General features: G+C 58.7%; 20 protein-coding genes. 9 read left to right on the top strand and 11 right to left on the bottom strand.

Translation table 11 applies throughout. The features are described from left to right. Nucleotides 1-248: 248 nt before the first annotated feature. From C4K40_RS15895 to C4K40_RS15865, 7 genes are all read right to left on the bottom strand, one after another. Nucleotides 249-773, bottom strand: coding sequence for a copper chaperone PCu(A)C (locus C4K40_RS15895; protein WP_022644498.1), 525 nt, complete (start codon nucleotides 771-773; stop codon nucleotides 249-251). Further along, nucleotides 773-1,378 carry an SCO family protein gene (locus tag C4K40_RS15890; protein ID WP_031321714.1) on the bottom strand — a complete coding sequence of 202 codons (606 nt, stop codon included), beginning with the start codon at nucleotides 1,376-1,378 and terminating at the stop codon, nucleotides 773-775. The genes C4K40_RS15895 and C4K40_RS15890 overlap by 1 nt, the downstream gene beginning before the upstream one ends. Nucleotides 1,379-1,509: 131 nt before the next feature. Then, a complete protein-coding gene (locus tag C4K40_RS15885) occupies nucleotides 1,510-2,091 on the bottom strand; it encodes a hypothetical protein (RefSeq protein WP_053130100.1) in 582 nt (193 codons plus the stop codon). A 26-nt stretch (nucleotides 2,092-2,117) separates the two neighbouring features. Then, complete coding sequence (locus C4K40_RS15880) at nucleotides 2,118-2,534, bottom strand: NUDIX domain-containing protein (RefSeq protein WP_022644495.1); 417 nt, start codon at nucleotides 2,532-2,534, stop codon at nucleotides 2,118-2,120. A 134-nt stretch (nucleotides 2,535-2,668) separates the two neighbouring features. Next, complete coding sequence (locus C4K40_RS15875) at nucleotides 2,669-3,325, bottom strand: LysE family translocator (RefSeq protein WP_022644494.1); 657 nt, start codon at nucleotides 3,323-3,325, stop codon at nucleotides 2,669-2,671. Between the two features lie 80 nt (nucleotides 3,326-3,405). Next, complete coding sequence (locus tag C4K40_RS15870) at nucleotides 3,406-4,215, bottom strand: AraC family transcriptional regulator (RefSeq protein ID WP_053131361.1); 810 nt, start codon at nucleotides 4,213-4,215, stop codon at nucleotides 3,406-3,408. 93 nt (nucleotides 4,216-4,308) lie between these two features. Beyond that, entirely contained in the window at nucleotides 4,309-4,914 is a 606-nt protein-coding gene (locus C4K40_RS15865) for a TetR/AcrR family transcriptional regulator (protein ID WP_172681616.1), read from the bottom strand. 98 nt (nucleotides 4,915-5,012) lie between these two features. Between C4K40_RS15865 and C4K40_RS15860 the strand changes: the two genes are divergently transcribed. Together C4K40_RS15860 and C4K40_RS15855 are read left to right on the top strand one after the other, a co-directional pair. After that, nucleotides 5,013-5,237: a DUF1272 domain-containing protein gene (locus C4K40_RS15860; protein WP_022644491.1), complete on the top strand. Its 225-nt coding sequence runs from the start codon at nucleotides 5,013-5,015 to the stop codon at nucleotides 5,235-5,237. Next, complete coding sequence (locus C4K40_RS15855) at nucleotides 5,234-6,070, top strand: alpha/beta fold hydrolase (RefSeq protein WP_053130098.1); 837 nt, start codon at nucleotides 5,234-5,236, stop codon at nucleotides 6,068-6,070. Before C4K40_RS15860 ends, C4K40_RS15855 begins: the two co-directional genes overlap by 4 nt. On the opposite strand, the gene C4K40_RS15850 is transcribed toward C4K40_RS15855, so the two are convergent. Further along, on the bottom strand, nucleotides 6,067-6,531 hold the full coding sequence (locus C4K40_RS15850; RefSeq protein ID WP_022644489.1) for an N-acetyltransferase: 465 nt from the start codon (nucleotides 6,529-6,531) through the stop codon (nucleotides 6,067-6,069). The two genes, C4K40_RS15855 and C4K40_RS15850, sit on opposite strands and share 4 nt — an antisense overlap. Nucleotides 6,532-7,033: 502 nt before the next feature. Here C4K40_RS15850 and C4K40_RS15845 point away from each other — a divergent pair. The 7 genes from C4K40_RS15845 (at nucleotide 7,034) to C4K40_RS15815 (ending at nucleotide 13,124) form a co-directional block, all read left to right on the top strand. After that, nucleotides 7,034-7,519: a MaoC family dehydratase gene (locus C4K40_RS15845; protein WP_053130095.1), complete on the top strand. Its 486-nt coding sequence runs from the start codon at nucleotides 7,034-7,036 to the stop codon at nucleotides 7,517-7,519. A gap of 110 nt (nucleotides 7,520-7,629) precedes the next feature. Then, nucleotides 7,630-7,938 carry a hypothetical protein gene (locus C4K40_RS15840; protein ID WP_053130094.1) on the top strand — a complete coding sequence of 103 codons (309 nt, stop codon included), beginning with the start codon at nucleotides 7,630-7,632 and terminating at the stop codon, nucleotides 7,936-7,938. A gap of 9 nt (nucleotides 7,939-7,947) precedes the next feature. Beyond that, complete coding sequence (locus tag C4K40_RS15835; protein WP_053130090.1) at nucleotides 7,948-8,643, top strand: SDR family NAD(P)-dependent oxidoreductase; 696 nt, start codon at nucleotides 7,948-7,950, stop codon at nucleotides 8,641-8,643. Next, entirely contained in the window at nucleotides 8,640-9,995 is a 1,356-nt protein-coding gene (locus C4K40_RS15830) for a fatty acid--CoA ligase family protein (RefSeq protein ID WP_053130087.1), read from the top strand. The genes C4K40_RS15835 and C4K40_RS15830 overlap by 4 nt, the downstream gene beginning before the upstream one ends. A 23-nt stretch (nucleotides 9,996-10,018) precedes the next feature. Then, entirely contained in the window at nucleotides 10,019-11,731 is a 1,713-nt protein-coding gene (gene cmlS, locus C4K40_RS15825) for a chloramphenicol-biosynthetic FADH2-dependent halogenase CmlS (protein ID WP_053130085.1), read from the top strand. A gap of 95 nt (nucleotides 11,732-11,826) precedes the next feature. Next, nucleotides 11,827-12,657, top strand: coding sequence for a class I SAM-dependent methyltransferase (locus C4K40_RS15820; RefSeq protein ID WP_053130083.1), 831 nt, complete (start codon nucleotides 11,827-11,829; stop codon nucleotides 12,655-12,657). Nucleotides 12,658-12,665: 8 nt separating this feature from the next. Further along, entirely contained in the window at nucleotides 12,666-13,124 is a 459-nt protein-coding gene (locus C4K40_RS15815) for a MaoC/PaaZ C-terminal domain-containing protein (RefSeq protein ID WP_053130081.1), read from the top strand. A gap of 41 nt (nucleotides 13,125-13,165) precedes the next feature. Here C4K40_RS15815 and C4K40_RS15810 read toward each other — a convergent pair whose 3' ends face one another. Genes C4K40_RS15810 through C4K40_RS15800 form a run of 3 tightly spaced genes read right to left on the bottom strand, consistent with a single transcriptional unit; the run spans nucleotide 13,166 to nucleotide 15,742 of the window. Then, entirely contained in the window at nucleotides 13,166-13,612 is a 447-nt protein-coding gene (locus C4K40_RS15810; RefSeq protein WP_053130079.1) for a GNAT family N-acetyltransferase, read from the bottom strand. Nucleotides 13,613-13,666: 54 nt separating this feature from the next. Beyond that, entirely contained in the window at nucleotides 13,667-14,650 is a 984-nt protein-coding gene (locus tag C4K40_RS15805; protein ID WP_053130075.1) for a fatty acid desaturase, read from the bottom strand. 48 nt (nucleotides 14,651-14,698) lie between these two features. Next, nucleotides 14,699-15,742 (bottom strand): GNAT family N-acetyltransferase, encoded by a 1,044-nt coding sequence (locus tag C4K40_RS15800; RefSeq protein WP_256223865.1) that lies wholly within the window; start codon nucleotides 15,740-15,742, stop codon nucleotides 14,699-14,701. Nucleotides 15,743-16,267: the final 525 nt, after the last annotated feature.

The raw sequence follows: 16,267 nt of genomic DNA, 5'->3' as shown, positions 1-16,267 counted from the left end.
CAGCACATGAATGACGGGGCGATTTGACGGCATATTCAATCCTTGGTGGTTATGAGCCGCGCCAAGGATCAGCTCCTCGGCACAGCGCTGGAAGCCTTCCTGGATGGCATTGGGCTAGCAGTTCGCGCGGCGCGCGCAGGTTCGCACAAGGGCAGGGCGGGGGGAATAGGTTCAGCGCCGTGGCAGGCGTAGACACAAAAAAGCCGCTGGCCTTGGCGGGACAGCGGCTTGTTTCAAACAGTGCAGGCTCAGTGCTGCATCTTGCCGTGGTCCATCGAGCCATGATCCATCGAACCATGGCCCATGGCGCCGTGGTCCGGTGCGTTGAGAGCACGAGCCTCGGCGTCGACCTTGATGGTTTCCTTCTCACCCTTGGCGTTTTCCACGGTCAGGGTCAGCGGTACCTTGTCGCCGGCCTTGATCTGGCCTACCAGCTCCATGAGCATCACGTGGTAGCCCTGGGTGTCCAGGCTGACCTTCTGGCCGGCCGGCAAGGCGATAGCCTGCACCTGCTGCATGCTCATCACGTCGTTGTGCATGCTCGATTGATGGATCTGCACGTTCTTGGCCACCGGCGACTGCACTTGCACCAGCTTGCTATCGCTGCTGGCCGTGATGTCCATGAAGGCGCCGCTGGCGTGCTGGCCGGCGACGGTGGCGCGGACCCAGGCGTTGTCGATCTGGGTCGCGGCGCTGGCGGCGTTGGCCAGGCCTAGCAGGGAAGCCAGCAGCAGGGCGGATTTGAAACGCAATGAACGGGGTTGCAGAGTCATTAACAGACCTCCATGACGGTGAGCAGATCTTCTGCGCACTCCTGGGCGTTCAGGGACTGGGACAGGCCCAGGCGCAAGGTGCCGCGGGAGTCGAAGACGAAACTGGTAGCGGTGTGCGAAAGGGTATAGGTGTCGCCGCTGGGGATCTTTTCATAGAACACCCCGAATTCCTTGGCCGTGGCCGCGGTTTCTTCCAGGGTGCCGTACAGCGCCTCGAAGCTTGGATCGAAGGCCTTGACGTAGGCATCCAGCACCGCGGGAGTGTCGCGCTCGGGATCCAAAGTGATGAACACCACCTTGAGGCGATCGCCGTCACGGCCCATCAGCTTCTTGGCTTGCGCCGCGCGGGCCAGGGTCGTGGGGCAGACGGCCGGGCACTGGGTGAAACCGAAGAAGATCATCGGCATCAGGCCACGGTAGCTGGACAGCGATTTGGTTTCGCCCTGGGAATCGGTGAGCTTGAAGGTACGGCCGAGAATCTGATTGCTCAGGTCCTTGCCGTATTTGAAAGACAGCCGGGGACTATTGTCACAACCGGCCAGCAGGCCCAGGCCGAGTACTCCGGCGCTGGTGAGCAGCGTGCGGCGAGTCAGTAGAACACTCATGAAATAACGCCCTTTCAACAGCCAGACAGGCAAAAAACCCGCGCATGGTAACAAACGGACGAAGGACGCGGCGGGCTAATTAGACCAAAGCCTGCGGCCATCGGTCGCACTCCATGGCCGTTGCCGGGCACTCACCCGCGCTTGTCGCCAGGGGGTGGCAACTGGCGCAGCCAGAGGGCGATGTCGTCTACCACGGTGGGCATGTGGCTTTGTCCGTGGTGATCGTCGAAGCGATGGCCCAGCCCGGGATAAGACCGAAAATCCACTCCCGGGCGTGCGGCCAGGGCATGGGCGATCACCGCGCCTTCGCTGCCGCCCAGGGCAATTACCGAGGCGTAATGGCGTTGTTGGCGCAGGTACTGGATCACCGCTTGCAGGTCGTCCGTGCGCTGCGTCGGACTGTCGTGCTCCAGGTAGGCCTGCGGGCAATCCGCGCGTTCGGCGTCCTGGCTGTAGGGCAGGGTCGCCTCCAGCCCGTACTTTTCCACGGTCAGTACATCGGCCTCGGGCATCGCCTGGGCCAGGAGGGGGATGCTCGTTACATGGCTCACGCTGTTGCAATCCGAACCCTGGAGGATCACCAGCAGCGAGCTTGACGGCCCGGATGGCTGGCGTTGCTGCAGGTAATAGCTGATTGACGAGCCATCGGGCCGCAGCAGGTGCTGTGGCGCTGGATCCCCGGCCCTGGCCAGCCCGCCAAGGCCCAGCAGCACGACGAGGATCCAGCGACCTGTGCCGATCAAGACTCCACCGCAGCGATCTGCACCAGCGCCCGTATCGCGGTGCGGGTGGCCTGGGTCAGCGGTTGCGGCAGGCGATCGAGTTCGAACCAGGCGATCTCGCTGTGCTTGTGCGGTTCGAGGTTGCAAGGCGCCATGGCGGGAGCCGAAGCCAGGTACACCGGCGCCACCCAGTGTTCGCCGCGCTGCGGATCGATCTGGTCGACCACGCACAGCAGGCTGACGCCTTGCAGCGTCAGGCCCAGCTCTTCGAGGATCTCCCGGCGCATGGCCTGTTCCACCGGCTCGAGCCAGTCGACCTTGCCTCCCGGCAGACCCCAGTGTCCGGCCTCGGGGTCTCGCAGGCGCTTGACCAGCAGCAGTCGGCCGTCACGCACGATGGCGGCGCCGCATCCCAGGCGGGGCTCTTGTGGCATGGCGGTTCTCCTTGGATGGATGGCTGGATGGGGCAGGCGCCAACGGCGTTGAAGGACAATATCGGTTAGCGGTATGACAACCATGCTGGGCTTTGTTGTTCATTTGTAATCGGCTGCGGCCAGACAACGACCAGTCAGCAGCGCAGCCCGACGCCCCACAGCCAGCAAGTGCGCACCAGCATCGCGCCCAGTACCCCCAGGGCCAGCAGGATGAGCATCGCCCCGGTGCAGCGCTCGAGCCAGGGCAGGACCCGGGAGAAGCGCAGGCGGACCCGGCCATTGCCGATGGCCACGGCCACCAGCACATCCCAGGCCAGTACCACGCTGAACATCCACAGGCCGTAGGCCAGCTTCCAGCCGTTGTCGATCCCGGCACCGACCAGCGATGCCAGGCTGGCGTAGAACAGCGCGTTCTTGGGGTTGAGGATGCCTGACAGGAAACCCATGCCCAGCCCCCGCCACCAGCCGGCCCGGTCCTGGCCTTGGGACGTCACCGCGGTCAGCGAGCTGCCGCCGGCATGGCAGATGAACAGCCCGCCCACATACAGCAGGTAGGCACAGCCGGCCACTTGGATCACCAGGAACAGCAGGCCGTCCGGACGCAATACCGAGACCCCGGCAAATGCCAGGACGATGAATACACCGTTGGCCAGGGCGATTCCCAGGCAGGCCCCGGTGGCCGATCGCCAACCGGTAGCCATGGACATGCGCGCCACCAGGAAGAAATCGGGGCCGGGGGAGAGCAGGGCAAGAAAATGCGCGGCAGCCACCAGCAGGAACTGTTCGAACATGGGCAAGACTTCCACAGAGCAAGAGGGGCAGGAAGTCTGCTTGGCGCCACGGGCCGGGTATTGAAGAAAATTGCGCGGCCTCAGGCCTTGTACAGCCCAGGGGTGACGCCGACATGGGCCTTGAACACCCGCTGGAAGTGCGCCTGGTCGGCGAAACCCAGGCGTTGCGCCAGGGCCGCAGGAGCCTCGCCTGCTTGTAGCGAGGATCGGGCCTGGATGATCCTCTGGTTCAGCTGGAAGGCGTGGGGCGTCATTCCGGTGGCGCTGCGAAAGGCCCGGATCAACTGGTAACGGCTGATGCCGGCCAGTTGCGCCAATTCTGCCAACGGGCTTGCGGCTTGCGGGGCCTGGCGCAAGAAGGCCACGACCCGGCGGACTCCGGCGCTGGCCTGGGCAAGGTCGGCGGCCAGGGTGAGCGTCGGTTGTTCCCCGGTCGAGAAGTCACCGATGAACTCGATCAGCGCTGCTTCCTTGTCCTGCCAGCTGGCGGCGGAAAACAGCAACTCGTTGAGCCGGCAGAAGCTTTGGTAAAGCCGCGGGGTGTCGTTGAGCAGGACCTGGCGCCTGGACCTGGCCGGAACGCCGGGCTGTTCCTGGCGCAGGGCCTCCACCCAGGCGGCATCCAGGTGCAGCATCTGGTAGCTCCAGGCCGTGCCCGGGTGGGGGTTGCAAGCGTGCACGCAATCGGCCGGAACCCACACCACGCTGCCGGCGCGGATCAGCGTTGGCCCCGCAGAGGCTCCCGTGAAGATGCTTTCGCCACGGTCCACCGCGCCGATGGAGAGCGTCGGATGACTATGGGCCTTGTAGTTGGCGCGGCTGTCACAAGCCCGTCGACTCTCGACGTAGGGCAGCTGTGGATCGCGCCAGAACTGAGTGGTGCAAGACATCATCATCAGGGCCTGGGCAGGGGGCGGGCGATCAAGACTAACGTCGATCGGCGTCCAGCAGAAGCTCGCTCGCCGAGGGTCCCGAGGCCCAGGTCAGTGGCCATTGGGCTTCAGGCTATCGAAGAAGTCGCGGATGATCAGTTTCATTTCGCCCGCGGCCTGGGGCTTGTCCCGGGCATCCTTGATGCTGATGGCCGCCTGGGTGAGGAAGCCGTAGACCAGGTTGGTCAGGTTGTTCGGGTCGTAGGGCTTGACCCGTCCGGCGGCATGCAGCTCATGCATCAGCTTGGCGATGTGGTGCAGGGTGTAGCGTGAGTCGATGGCTTTCCAGTCTTCCCAGCCCAGCACGCTGATCACTTCCTGCAACGACAACAACCGCTTGCGGTGACGCATCACGGTATCGATGAACGTCGTGGCCAGCTGTTGAGCCCGCAGCCAGGGATCCTCCGTCGCCGGCAGCTGGTCCAGGGCCTGGGCGATCATGCGCATCTGTTGCTCATAGCACTGGGCGAGCAACTCCTTCTTGTTGGCGAAGTGATGGTAGAACGCCCCCTTGGTCACTCGCGCCTGGCTGGCGATGCTGTCGATGGAGACCCCGGTGTAACCGTGGGCGATGAACTGTTCGCGGGCGCTGTCCAGCAAGGCATCGCGGGTCAGTTCGGAGTTTTCCTGTTGCCGGCTCTTGACATTCATACTCATGCCTTTTTACATACTGTCGGTATGTGATGCTAACACGCGGCGCTCGCAAGTACAGGGCGCTGTTTCATTCAGGTTCGTCCAGGAATGCAGAGGTATCCATGCTGAAGATGAAAACCCGTTGTCAGGCCTGCGCCAGCGCCTTGAGCGATAGCGGCGGGGCGTACATCTGCTCCTATGAATGCACCTTCTGCGAGCCTTGTGCCGTGCGGTTGGCCTATTGCTGCCCGAACTGCGCCGGCAACCTGGTGCAACGGCCCCTGCGCGCACGCAAGCCCGCCCGGGTGCTGGTCGATCGCCTGTTCAAGCGGGGAGTGCGGACATGAGCCGAGAGGTGGAGATTCAATGCGCCGACGGTGTCGTGCTGCCGGGTGATTACCATGATGCGCAGGGGCCGGCGCAGGGAGTGATCCTGGTGTCCGGCGCGTTGGGCGTGCGGCGCGGCTTCTACGGGGCTTTTGCGGCCCTGGCCGCCCAGGGTGGCTTCGATGTGCTGCTGTACAGCTATCGCGGGGCACAGGATGATCTGCCAACGAATGTCCGATGCTCCCTGGCCGACTGGGGCGTACAGGATATCAGCGCCGCCATCGAGTTCTGCCGTGTCGAGCGTCCGGCCTTGCCGCTGTACTTCATCGGCCACAGCATCGGCGCCCAGTTGCTCGGGTTATCTCCTGCGGCGGGGCAGTTGCGTGCAGCAGCCTTTATCTGCGGGTCGTTCCCCTATTGGAAGCGCTGGACGGGTCTCGAACGGCTGCGCATGGGCTTGCTGTTCGGCCTGTTGATTCCGCTGGTTACCAGGATCGGTGCGACGTTTCCGGCGCGGCTGCTGGGCCTGGGTAACCAGAACTTGCCCAGCCGGCTGATGCAGGAGTGGTCACGCTGGGTCCGCGAGCCCGACTACCTGCTGGCCGAGCGCTTCGGGCTGGCCCGGCGGGGCGGTTACGAAAGCCTGGCGATCCCGATGGTCAGCTGGGTGTTCGATGACGACAACTATGTGCCCTGGGCCGCCGCGCAGCGGATGCATGACGCCTATCCAGCGGCCGCCCTGCAGGTCAAGCGCACGCCACGTAGCGCCGGAGCAGTGGGGCACTTCGGTTTCTTCCGCAGTGCGGCCTTGCAGGGCGAACTGCTGCAGCAATTACGGAGTTTCTCCGGCTAGGCAATGCCAGCGGAGGGCTGCGGCAAGTCGATTACCGCCAGCATGTCGTCACCATCCTCGTCCATACCGGTCTCGACGAAACCGAAACTGGAATAGAAGTGACCGGCTATTGGGTTGCGGGGGTGGTAGCAGATCTCGATTTGCGCCAGGCCCTGGATTTGCCGCAGTTCCTCGAGCAGCAAACCCATGGCCTGACGGCCAATGCCGCGGTTCTGATGCTGTTTGTCCACCATGAAGCGCCAGATGGAGACTTTTCCCGGGCTCTCGGCGCTCCACAGGAACAGGCCTACAGGTTCGTCCCGATGGTAGATGGCGCGTGCGCTGCAAGTGGGGTTGTAGCTGGCCTGGACCAGCGACCAGAGGTTGGATGCGACGTAGTCTTCCTGTTTCTCGAACACTTCCAGGTCGCAGATTCGTTCGTAGTTGGATTGATCGACTGCGGTGAGCTTTACCTTGGACACCTTGGATTTCTCTTTGGCTGGCGGGGAAGCAACATACCAAAGGTTTAGTTCTGTCGCGCAACTATTGGTGATGAAAAGTGCGGGCTAGAGCGACAACAGTCGAGCTGACAATACGGATAATTAGTACCTTCTGATATATATAATTTCCCTACTCGGTAAATTTTGCCATGCTTGGGCCAGCATACCGTTCATCGAATAATCATGCGTCCATAAGAAAAAAACAGCCATTGCGCATCGGGCTGATCTAAACAAAGATGGGCACTCAACACCCTCGACTAGTACTGAAACGATACATCTTGTTTTGTGAAATTTTCCCTTGACATGCCTGTAATTCCAAGCGGAAGGTATAAGCAAGAGGCTTGGTCCTGGCTCTTTTGTAAATCTCGGTTCTTAGCTTGCTGAGTATGTAGAGGGTAATTAACCATATAGTTAAAATTTCACCAAGGGACTGCATGCGACCTGCCCAAGGGGTTGGTTATTAATGGATAAAGGAAATATCAAGATGAAGCTGTCGACGTTTTCCACTCCTATTAATGAGCGTTATTTTGAAGACTATATCGAAGGCTCGGTATTCGAGTATGGTCCATTGGACGTCGGTGAATTCGAGATCATAGAGTTCGCCAAGCAATTCGATCCGCAAATGATGCATCTCGACCCACAGGCCGCGGCAAGCGGTCCTTTTCAAGGATTGATTGCCAGCGGATGGCATACGCTGGGCCTGATGATGCGCCTGTTCGTTGATAACTACCTGTCCTCCGTAGCAAGTCGTGCCTCCCCTGGGGTCGATGAGATACGCTGGTTCAAGCCTGTCCGTCCTGGTGATCAACTGCGGTTGCGGATTTCGATCCTGGAAACCAGGCGCTCTCGTTCCAAGCCCGATCGGGGCCTGGTCATCTCCCTGCTCGAAGGCATCAATCAAGACGGTGAAGTCGTGGCGAGCGTCAAGCCGATGAACTTCCTGGCTCTACGCGACCCTGTCGCTCAATAGAACTCCTATTTCAGATCCTGTTATTGGGTACAAGGGAGATTATTCCTTGTCGCTGACTCGACATTACTAACCTGAGCATTTCAACTAATGCACTATAGTGAGGTGGGAACATGCCAACCAGAGCAGATATCGATAGTGTCGTGAACCAATCATTGGCCGAGAGTATTGCCAGTCAAAGCAATGACCTTTCGGTTGATGATATGAGCAAAGTAACCATATATGGAGTGGATGGCCTGTTCGACTCCCTGCAGTTGGTGACATTAATGATGCGAATCGAAGAGTTGATCGCCGATAAATATGATTTGTCTGTATCGCTGACGTCGGATCGTGCTATTTCGCGAAAAGTCAGTCCTTTCCAAAATCCATCGACGCTGGTCGAGTTCATCATGGAAGAGATACCCGCTCTAGAAGTTAGCTAGGAAGCCTTCATGCTGATCCTCGTTACGGGAACACGTACCGGACTAGGTCGAATGTTGGTCAAACATCTGATCGGGAAAGGGCATACGGTCATTGGTTGTAGTCGCAGGCAAGGAGCCAAGATGCCTCCCGGCTACACACACTTCAATGTTGACCTGACTGAATCAAGGTCTGTTTCAGCAATGTTCCATGTAATAAGGAAGCGCTATGGCTTTATCGATGCGTTGATCAATAACGCGGGTGCATCCGTCATGGAACCATTTCTGCTGAGCGATTTGGACAATACAAAAAAACTCTACGATTTGAATGTGTTTTCAGTGATGCAGTGCTGCCGCGAGGCGGTGAAGTTACTCAAGAACAGTAGTGGTTCGGGGGCAATACTGAATATCTCTTCAGTCGCCACCTTGTTTTCCCTGGAAGGGCAGCTCGCCTATGCAACCAGCAAGGCAGCGATAGAGCAGTTCACTCGTTCTCTAAGCCGGGAAATCGCCCCCTTGAATATTCGCGTGAATACCCTGGGATTGCCCCCGCTGCGAACAGCGCTTACCAGGACCCTGGACAAGGACAAGATCGAAGCACTCATTGCCCGCCAGGCCATCAAGCGACCCTGTGAGTTCCAGGATGTGGTCGGGCCAGTGGAGTTCCTTATTTCCGAGGCGTCGGGCTTCGTATCAGGCGAGACGCTCTATCTAGGAGGGGTCAGATGATCAACGCAGGTTGGCTGCGCGGCCTGGAAGCTAGAGGTGTTCGTCGAGCACTGGTTGATGGGGAAGTCGCGCTTTCGTACATGCAGGTAGCGCAGAAGGTCAGGGATCTGGCCACTCACTTCATTCAGTCCGGCATCGCGCCTGGGCACGTGGTGGTACTGCATGGGAATTATTCGGCCAATGGAGTCCTGGCCTTGCTGGCCCTGGCTGCCATCAAGGCCATCGTTGCGCCGGTTACGAACCTGACGTCCTCGGTCGAGGAAACTCTGAAGGTTTCCTGTGATGCAAGTTTCATGATCAGGGCCTTTGAGGATGTGGTCGTCGAGTCTTGCTCCGGCCAGTCCCGGCACCTTTTGTACTCCTCTCTCAACGCCCGTGGGGCCGCTGGGTTGATCCTGCTTTCCAGCGGCAGTACCGGCAGACCGAAGGCGATTCTGCACGACCTGGACAAACTGATCGCTGAAAAAGACAAAGAGTCCAGGGGGCGGCAGCTTGTGGTCATCCTGTTTCTGATGTTCGACCACATTGGCGGCGTGAATACGTTAATCAACATATTGTTTTCCGGTAATTGTGCGGTCGTGGTCAGGGAGAGAACACCGGATGCGGTGTGCCGGGAGCTGGAGTTGCAGCAGGTGCAGGTCTTGCCTGCCAACCCGACATTCCTGAACTTGCTGCGCCTTGGGGATTTCCACCAACGCTACGACTTGTCGGCATTAAGACTCATTACTTACGGCACGGAAGCCATGCCAGCCCAGCTTCTGGTCTATTTGCGAGAAATATTTCCCCGGGTGCGGCTGCTCCAGACATTCGGCACCTCTGAAACAGGAATAGCCGGGACACAGAGCGCTTCTTCGCAAAGCACGCGTTTCAAGATCGTCGATGAGAGTTTTGAATATCGGATTGTCGCTGGCGAACTCCAGTTGAAGTCACCGAGCCAGTTCCTTGGTTATCTCAATGTCGAAAATACTTCGCTGACAGAAGATGGTTGGTTCCGCACCGGGGACCTGGCCGAGTCGGGCAGAGATGGAGAGATACAGATCCTCGGGCGGATGAACGAGGTGATCAACGTCGGCGGAGAGAAGGTCCTGCCGATTGAGGTCGAGTCCTTGCTTCTTGCATGCCCACTGGTCCAGGACTGCCTCGTATACGGGATCAGCAACGCTATTACCGGCCAGGCGGTAGGGGTGAATGTAAAACCGGCATACCCCATCAGTGCCGAGGGCCTGAGAAAGGCAATCATGGATTTTCTCGCAGGCAAGCTGGAGCGATTCAAGATGCCCGTAAGAGTCAGGATGGTTGATGAAATTGCTGTTTCGGAGAGAGCGAAAAAGAAACGCAACGTCGAGCGTTAATTGCGACTTGAAGGAGAACAGGAATGTTACCAGGCAATGTAGTCATCATTGGTGGTGGACCGGCCGGGTCTGTGGCGGCACTGACTCTGCTTAAGTTGGGACACCAGGTCACGATCTATGAAAAAGAGACTTTTCCCCGGTACAGGATTGGCGAGTCATTTCTTCCTGGGACCATGTCGATATTCAACAGGTTGGGCTTGCAGCCACTCATCGACGAAGCCCGGTTCGTCAAGAAACCCTCCGCGACCTTTCTCTGGGGACAAAACCAGCCGCCATGGACTTTTTCCTTTTCAACCCCGAAGAGCACCGCTGAATGGGTTTTCGATCATGCCATCCAGGTCAAGCGAGAAGTGTTCGACCATTTACTCCTGAAGGAAGTCATGGCCCGAGGTGGGACGGTCCACGAGGGGGCGGCGGTAACCAATGTCGATTTAAGCGATCCTGAGAGGGTCATTCTGGAGGTGCGCCAGGGCGATGCATCCTCGACGGTTTCTGGTGACTATCTGATCGATGCTTCAGGTGCCAACAGCATTCTCGCCCGGCAACTGAAAATTCGTCGTTATGACGAGTTCTATCGCAATCTTGCTGTGTGGTCGTATTTTTCCTGCCCGGATCCGTTTCAAGGAGACCTGCGCGGTACGACCTTCTCGATAACTTTCGAAGATGGTTGGGTGTGGATGATTCCGCTCGAGGGGGATATCTACAGCGTTGGTGTGATCGTCGATATCAGCAAGGTAGGAGAGATAAAGGAGGTGGGGCCGGATGAGTTCTACAGACGCACGCTGGCCAAGTGCATTCGCGCCAAAGAGTTGCTGGGTGATTCGGAGCAGATCGAACAGGTCAGGGTCGTTCGTGACTGGTCATACGACACCAGCACCTTTTCCAGCGGGCGTTTCTTTCTTTGCGGTGACGCTGCCTGCTTTACCGATCCGTTGTTTTCGCAGGGCGTGCATCTCGCGTCCCAATCCGCTGTTTGCGCGGCTTCAGCGATTGATTATCTGTCCCGGCATCCGGGCGAAAGCACACAGGTCCATGAGTGGTACAAGAGCACTTATGGCGAAACCTATGAGCAGTACCACGAATTCCTCGCCTCTTTCTACACCTATGCCTCTTTCACCGAGCCCGATTCCGAGTTCTGGAACAAGCGCAGGATAGTGGAAAGCGAGGATGATCGTTTCAATCGCCGTCAATGGTTCGACCAACTCACCGACAAGGCAGGAGGGGAGGAGTGGGCGATCTCGGACTTCAAGGACCGGGCATCTACGATGATCGCCCTTGGACGACACCAGCGCAGTGAACTCTCCGATGAATTTTCCGATGCGGAGCTGACGCCAATGAGGGTCGGCTGGATTGGCAAGTTGTTGAAGCAGTTGTCCAGCATATCCGAATTCAGCTGGAACGGCGGGACGGTCACCTTACAGGATTACTACAAGGTCAATCCCCTGGATTTCAGGCTTGAACCTAAGGAAGTGCTATCAAACGGCGAGAGGCGCATGACCAAATATGCCGCCAACTCCAAGGTCAGGGAAATATTTTCCGATTTGATCAAGGAGAAGTTCGACTACAAGACCTTGATCAGCCGATTGAATGCAGCTGGTTACTCCGAACATGCCTTGCAGATGGTCATACGCCTTTTCGAGGCAGGCCTGTTGTCCGGGAAGAACATGATGGGAGAAAAAGTGCATATACAAGACCGTCTGAGATTCGATGGCGTAGGCATTGAGTACGAAGTTTGAATCAAACTACCGATCGTCATGTGTTCCCGAGCGCGGTGCCCATGGGGAATGACGACTGATCTGTTTCGGACATTTTCAATATCCCGGAGAACCAGATGAAGCTCGATCAAGAGTTTGAGAAACACTATTCCAGGCCAGACCTTGAACAGAAGATCTTCTCTGCATTGCTTGTCAGTGGGAAAGATCCGCAAAGACTGAATCTAGAAGACCTGGCGCCGGTGGATGAAATCCACATCGGCGGGCGTCAAGCGACTGCCGACCTGGCCGACAAGTTGGGGCTCCACGAGGATATGAAGGTCCTTGATGTCGGCTGCGGGTTGGGTGGGGCAACACGCTACTTTGCCAGTACCTTCGGTTGTGAAGTCCATGGCATAGACTTGGCTCCCGACTATATTAATGCCGCCTCTACACTGGCTGCCCGTATAGATGGAGGGCTGAAGGTCAGTTATCAGCAGGCTAGCGCCCTGGCGCTGCCCTTTCCCGATGACTTCTGCGATGTGGTGACCATGTTGCACGTGGGGATGAACATCGCTGACAAGCCGCGGCTATTCGAGGAGGTCCGCCGAGTACTGAAACCTGGCGGCAAGCTTGGGATCTACGATGTGATGCGGGTCGGGGAGGGCCAGATGCTCTATCCGGTTCCCTGGGCATCGAATCCTAGTACGGACTTCGTCGCCCCTCTGGCTGAATACCTCATGTATCTGAAGCAGGCGGGGTTCACGGTGATCAGCGAAACGGACCGCTGGGAGTTCGGCGTGGCGTATTTCGATGATTTGAGGAGCCGGAACCTGGAGCAAGGGGTATCGCCACTTGGACTGCATATTTCATTCGGCGCCACTGCCATGCGGCAGATGGTCAATATTTCAACGCTGATAAAAACACGGGTACTCAGTCCCGTTGAACTTGTCTGCAAACTAGTCGAATGAGGCCGGCCATGACTGATCATGGAAACTTGTATTTCGAAGACTTTGCCAAAGGACAGGTCTTCGCGTTGGGCAGTGCGCAGGTGACGGAAACAGGCATCATCGATTTTGGTCGTGAGTTCGATCCACAGGCATTCCATATCGATCCTGTCGCCGCGCTGGATTCACCGATGGGCGGGCTGGTCGCCAGCGGCTTTCATACGCTTGCCCTGAGTTTCCGACTCTTCATCGACTTGGGGTTGCTCAGGGCTTGTAGCGTGGGCGGCGCGAGCTTGAATGATGTGCGCTGGCTGAAAGCGGTGCGTCCAGACGATCTCATCAGTGGAGCGGTAACGGTTCGCGACGTGCGCAATATCCCCTTGCCCGGTAATCGGGGCCTTGCGCAGTTTTCGTTCGAGATCATCAATCAGGCACAGGAGCGTGTCTTGTCCTACCTGGCCACGATTGTACTGAAGGGGCGAGAGTCCTAGCGGTTGGGTCGAGCCAGGTAACAGGGCAGGCGAGGGCGGGGTTATATCAGGGCCAACTCCATATCCCAGCAGTCCAGGCCGGGCCCATGGCCGTCGGGCGTCACTTTGCGCAGCACGAAACCCAGTCCGGCATAGAAACCCTGGCTGTGCTGGCTGGTGCTGATGCGCACCGCGCGGGCCAGGCCTTGCTCGCGAATGGCTCGTAGCCGGGCTTCGGTCAGCAGGCGTCCAATGCCCTGGCCGTGCAGCGCCTGGTCGACCATGCCCCAGCACAGGCTGGCGGTGACTGTTTCGGGGCGCAGGGCATGACCACCACAGGCAACGATCCGCCCGTCGCGTTCGATGACCAGCAGGTTGACTGTCGAATGTTCGAGGAAGTGCAGGAAGTCCGGGCGCTCCAGGGGATCGAAGAAGGCCGGGGTATTGCTGTCGAACAGTTGTAGGCAGGCGTCCAGGTCGTGGTTGGTGAAAGGACGTATGAAGGTCATGGCGCTCATGCTCGGCGAAAGATCCCGGATATTCGGGATCTTTCGCCGGTGCGGTCAAGTGCGGTGATCGAAGAAGTGCCCCATCAGCTTCAACAGCGGCCGGCGACGGTTGGTCCAGGCGAAATCCCACTCGCTGACCTGCGAATCCCCTGGATGATGCTCATGCTCGTGCAGCAGTTTGTGGGCTTCGGCCAGCCGGTACCAAGGCACCGAGGGGAAGGCGTGGTGCACGATGTGCAGGTTGAAGTTGAGGATGATGAACCGCGACCAGAGCGGCAGGTTCTTGCAGTCGTGGGACACGACATCCTGTTCCCAGTACTGCAGGCGGTCGGCGTCCTTGGCTTGCAGCGGCGCCTCGGCGTGGTGCGGCAGGTTCAACAACTCCACCATGAAGAACAGGAACAGCCAGATGATCAGGTAGAACATCACCAGGTCAGCCAGGTGTCCGAAGTACAGCGCGACCCCGGCCATGGCCAGGTAGGCCACCAGGTACAGGCGGGCGAAGCGGATTTCCTTGAGAATCCGCGGCGAGTTGTCGCCCTTGGCCCGGGCGATGAACGGTGCCCGCCAGTTCAGCAGGAAATGGTTGGCCGCGATCATCGGGATCCAGTGCTTCCACATGAACTCCAGGGTTCGTTCCTGTTTCTTGGTCATGACCGAGAACTTCTCGATCATGCCGCGGTTTTCCGGATCGTTGAGGGGGTGGGAGGTCCAGGTATGGTGGGCCGTGTGGAAGCGACGGCGAACCAGGAAGGGCAAGGCGATCAGCCAGCCGTTGCAGTGCCCGATGAAGTTGTTGACCCGGCGGTTCTCCGAAATTGCGCCGTGCAGGGCCTCATGCAGGATCAGGTAGATCTGCAGGGTGGCGACGCCAGCCAGCACCAGGCCGAGCAACTGCAGCCCGGTGGATGAACTGAGCCAGAGGTTCCAGGCCAGTACCAGGACCAGCATATCGGCGACCCACAACATTACGGTCCAGGGCTCCTTGGCGCCGTCGGGGATCTGTTTACGGACGTTAAGCCATTGTTCTTTTGTCACTTGCTTGACTCTCCAATAATCATCCGAAGGGATGTAGGGCTCGATGGATCAGTTGTCGATGCGCGGAGCGTGGCCGGGCCGGATGCTGCACAGGTTGTCGCCCAGCCTGGCGTAGGCCTGGTCGAAGAAGACGACTTCCTCATCGAAACCATGGCTGCGCGGGGCCTGGTCGAACTTGTGCCACACCAGGTTGATGCAGTCGTAGCGGGCGCCGCCTTGCAGGTGCCAGGCCGGCAAATAGGCGGTCACCGCATAACCCTGCCGCATCAGGCCGCCGAGCAGCTCTAGCTTGTCGGCCAGTACATGAACACTCACGTACTCGATGTCCTTGTGCGCTTGTACAAGTGCCTCGAGCTCCTGCAGCACCTCGCGCTCCGAGGGATAGTTGCCCGAATGCCCGGACACCATCAGCGCATTGGCCTCATGGTCCTGGGTGTACAGCATCTGGCCGTGGCGCTCGGTCCCCGGGGCACCGCTCAGGTAGGTATTCGGATAGGCGCCCAGTACCGGTTCCATTTGCAACGAGGCGTACAGGTACTGGCTGATGAAATCGCTGCCCGAGGACTTGGCATACCAGGGGGCGATATGGACGAAACCGTCCTGGGCCGGCGGGTGGATTGCGGTCAGGTGATATTCGCGGATGCCGTCGACCTTGTTCGGGCCACCGTCATGGCCCACCAACACTGCCGGCTTGATCTTGCCCATCACCGAATGGATGGCGATGTTGCGGGGGGTGTAGTAGCCCAGCTCCATGGCGTCGGGCCGATGATCTTCCAGGCAGAGCCTGATCAGGTTCGAGATCGCACCGCCGCGGCGTGCATCCGGATGGATCACCCCATGGCCGACTTCCCAGGACTGGTTCCAGGGACGCCGGGTGATGCAGACGCAACCCAGCAGTGCGGACTGGTTCTCGACGACGAACCAGCGCTGTTGATCGGAGTTCATCGCGTTGCGGATATACACCGGGCTCTGGCACGGATGGGTCGTGTGCCCATAGATGGACTGGAACAGCTCGGCAAGGCCATCGATGTCTTCGAGGGTGCCCGGGCGAAATTCAAATGCATCGGCTTTGGAATCGATGTTCAAGGGCATGGAAACAGGCGTTTCCAGATAGCTTGTCGTGGTCATTGCACACCAGGTGGCTTTGTTCGAGGCACGTGAAAGCGGTGACTGCCTTGGGCATGTCACGGCTCGTGGATAGACGCTTGAAGTGTTGGGCTAACGGCCGCCATCGCGTCGTGAAAGACGCAGGCAAGAGGTGAGGGCGGTCAACGATAGCTCGCTGGGTTGCATATCAACCGCGCTGTACTGGCAATGGGCGTCATCCTTGATGGGGTACATCTGTAGCTCCTGTCCATGATTGGATAGCTGTGCCGGCAACTGGACTCCTTCCAATTCGCCGCGGCTGCACTATAGGTTGCCGAAACGCATCGGCATATGTGACCAACCGGTCGCTGTCCCGATATTCCCTGTCTTTTTGGTCATTTTTAGTCGCTTCGCTGCAGCATGGAAAAAACTGCAAGTGAATCAAGGTGTTGAACTTCAGGGAGGAGAAGGGGGAATGCCCCTCGGTAAGGTCGTTGCCAGCCAGGAACCTGCGGTGCGAATTATTCGGAC

The sequence above is a fragment of the Pseudomonas sp. CMR5c genome (assembly GCF_003850545.1).
Taxonomy (GTDB): Bacteria; Pseudomonadota; Gammaproteobacteria; order Pseudomonadales; family Pseudomonadaceae; genus Aquipseudomonas; species Aquipseudomonas piscis.
Note: the sequence above shows the minus strand (reverse complement) of the source record. Positions and strands in the feature narration are given on the sequence as shown.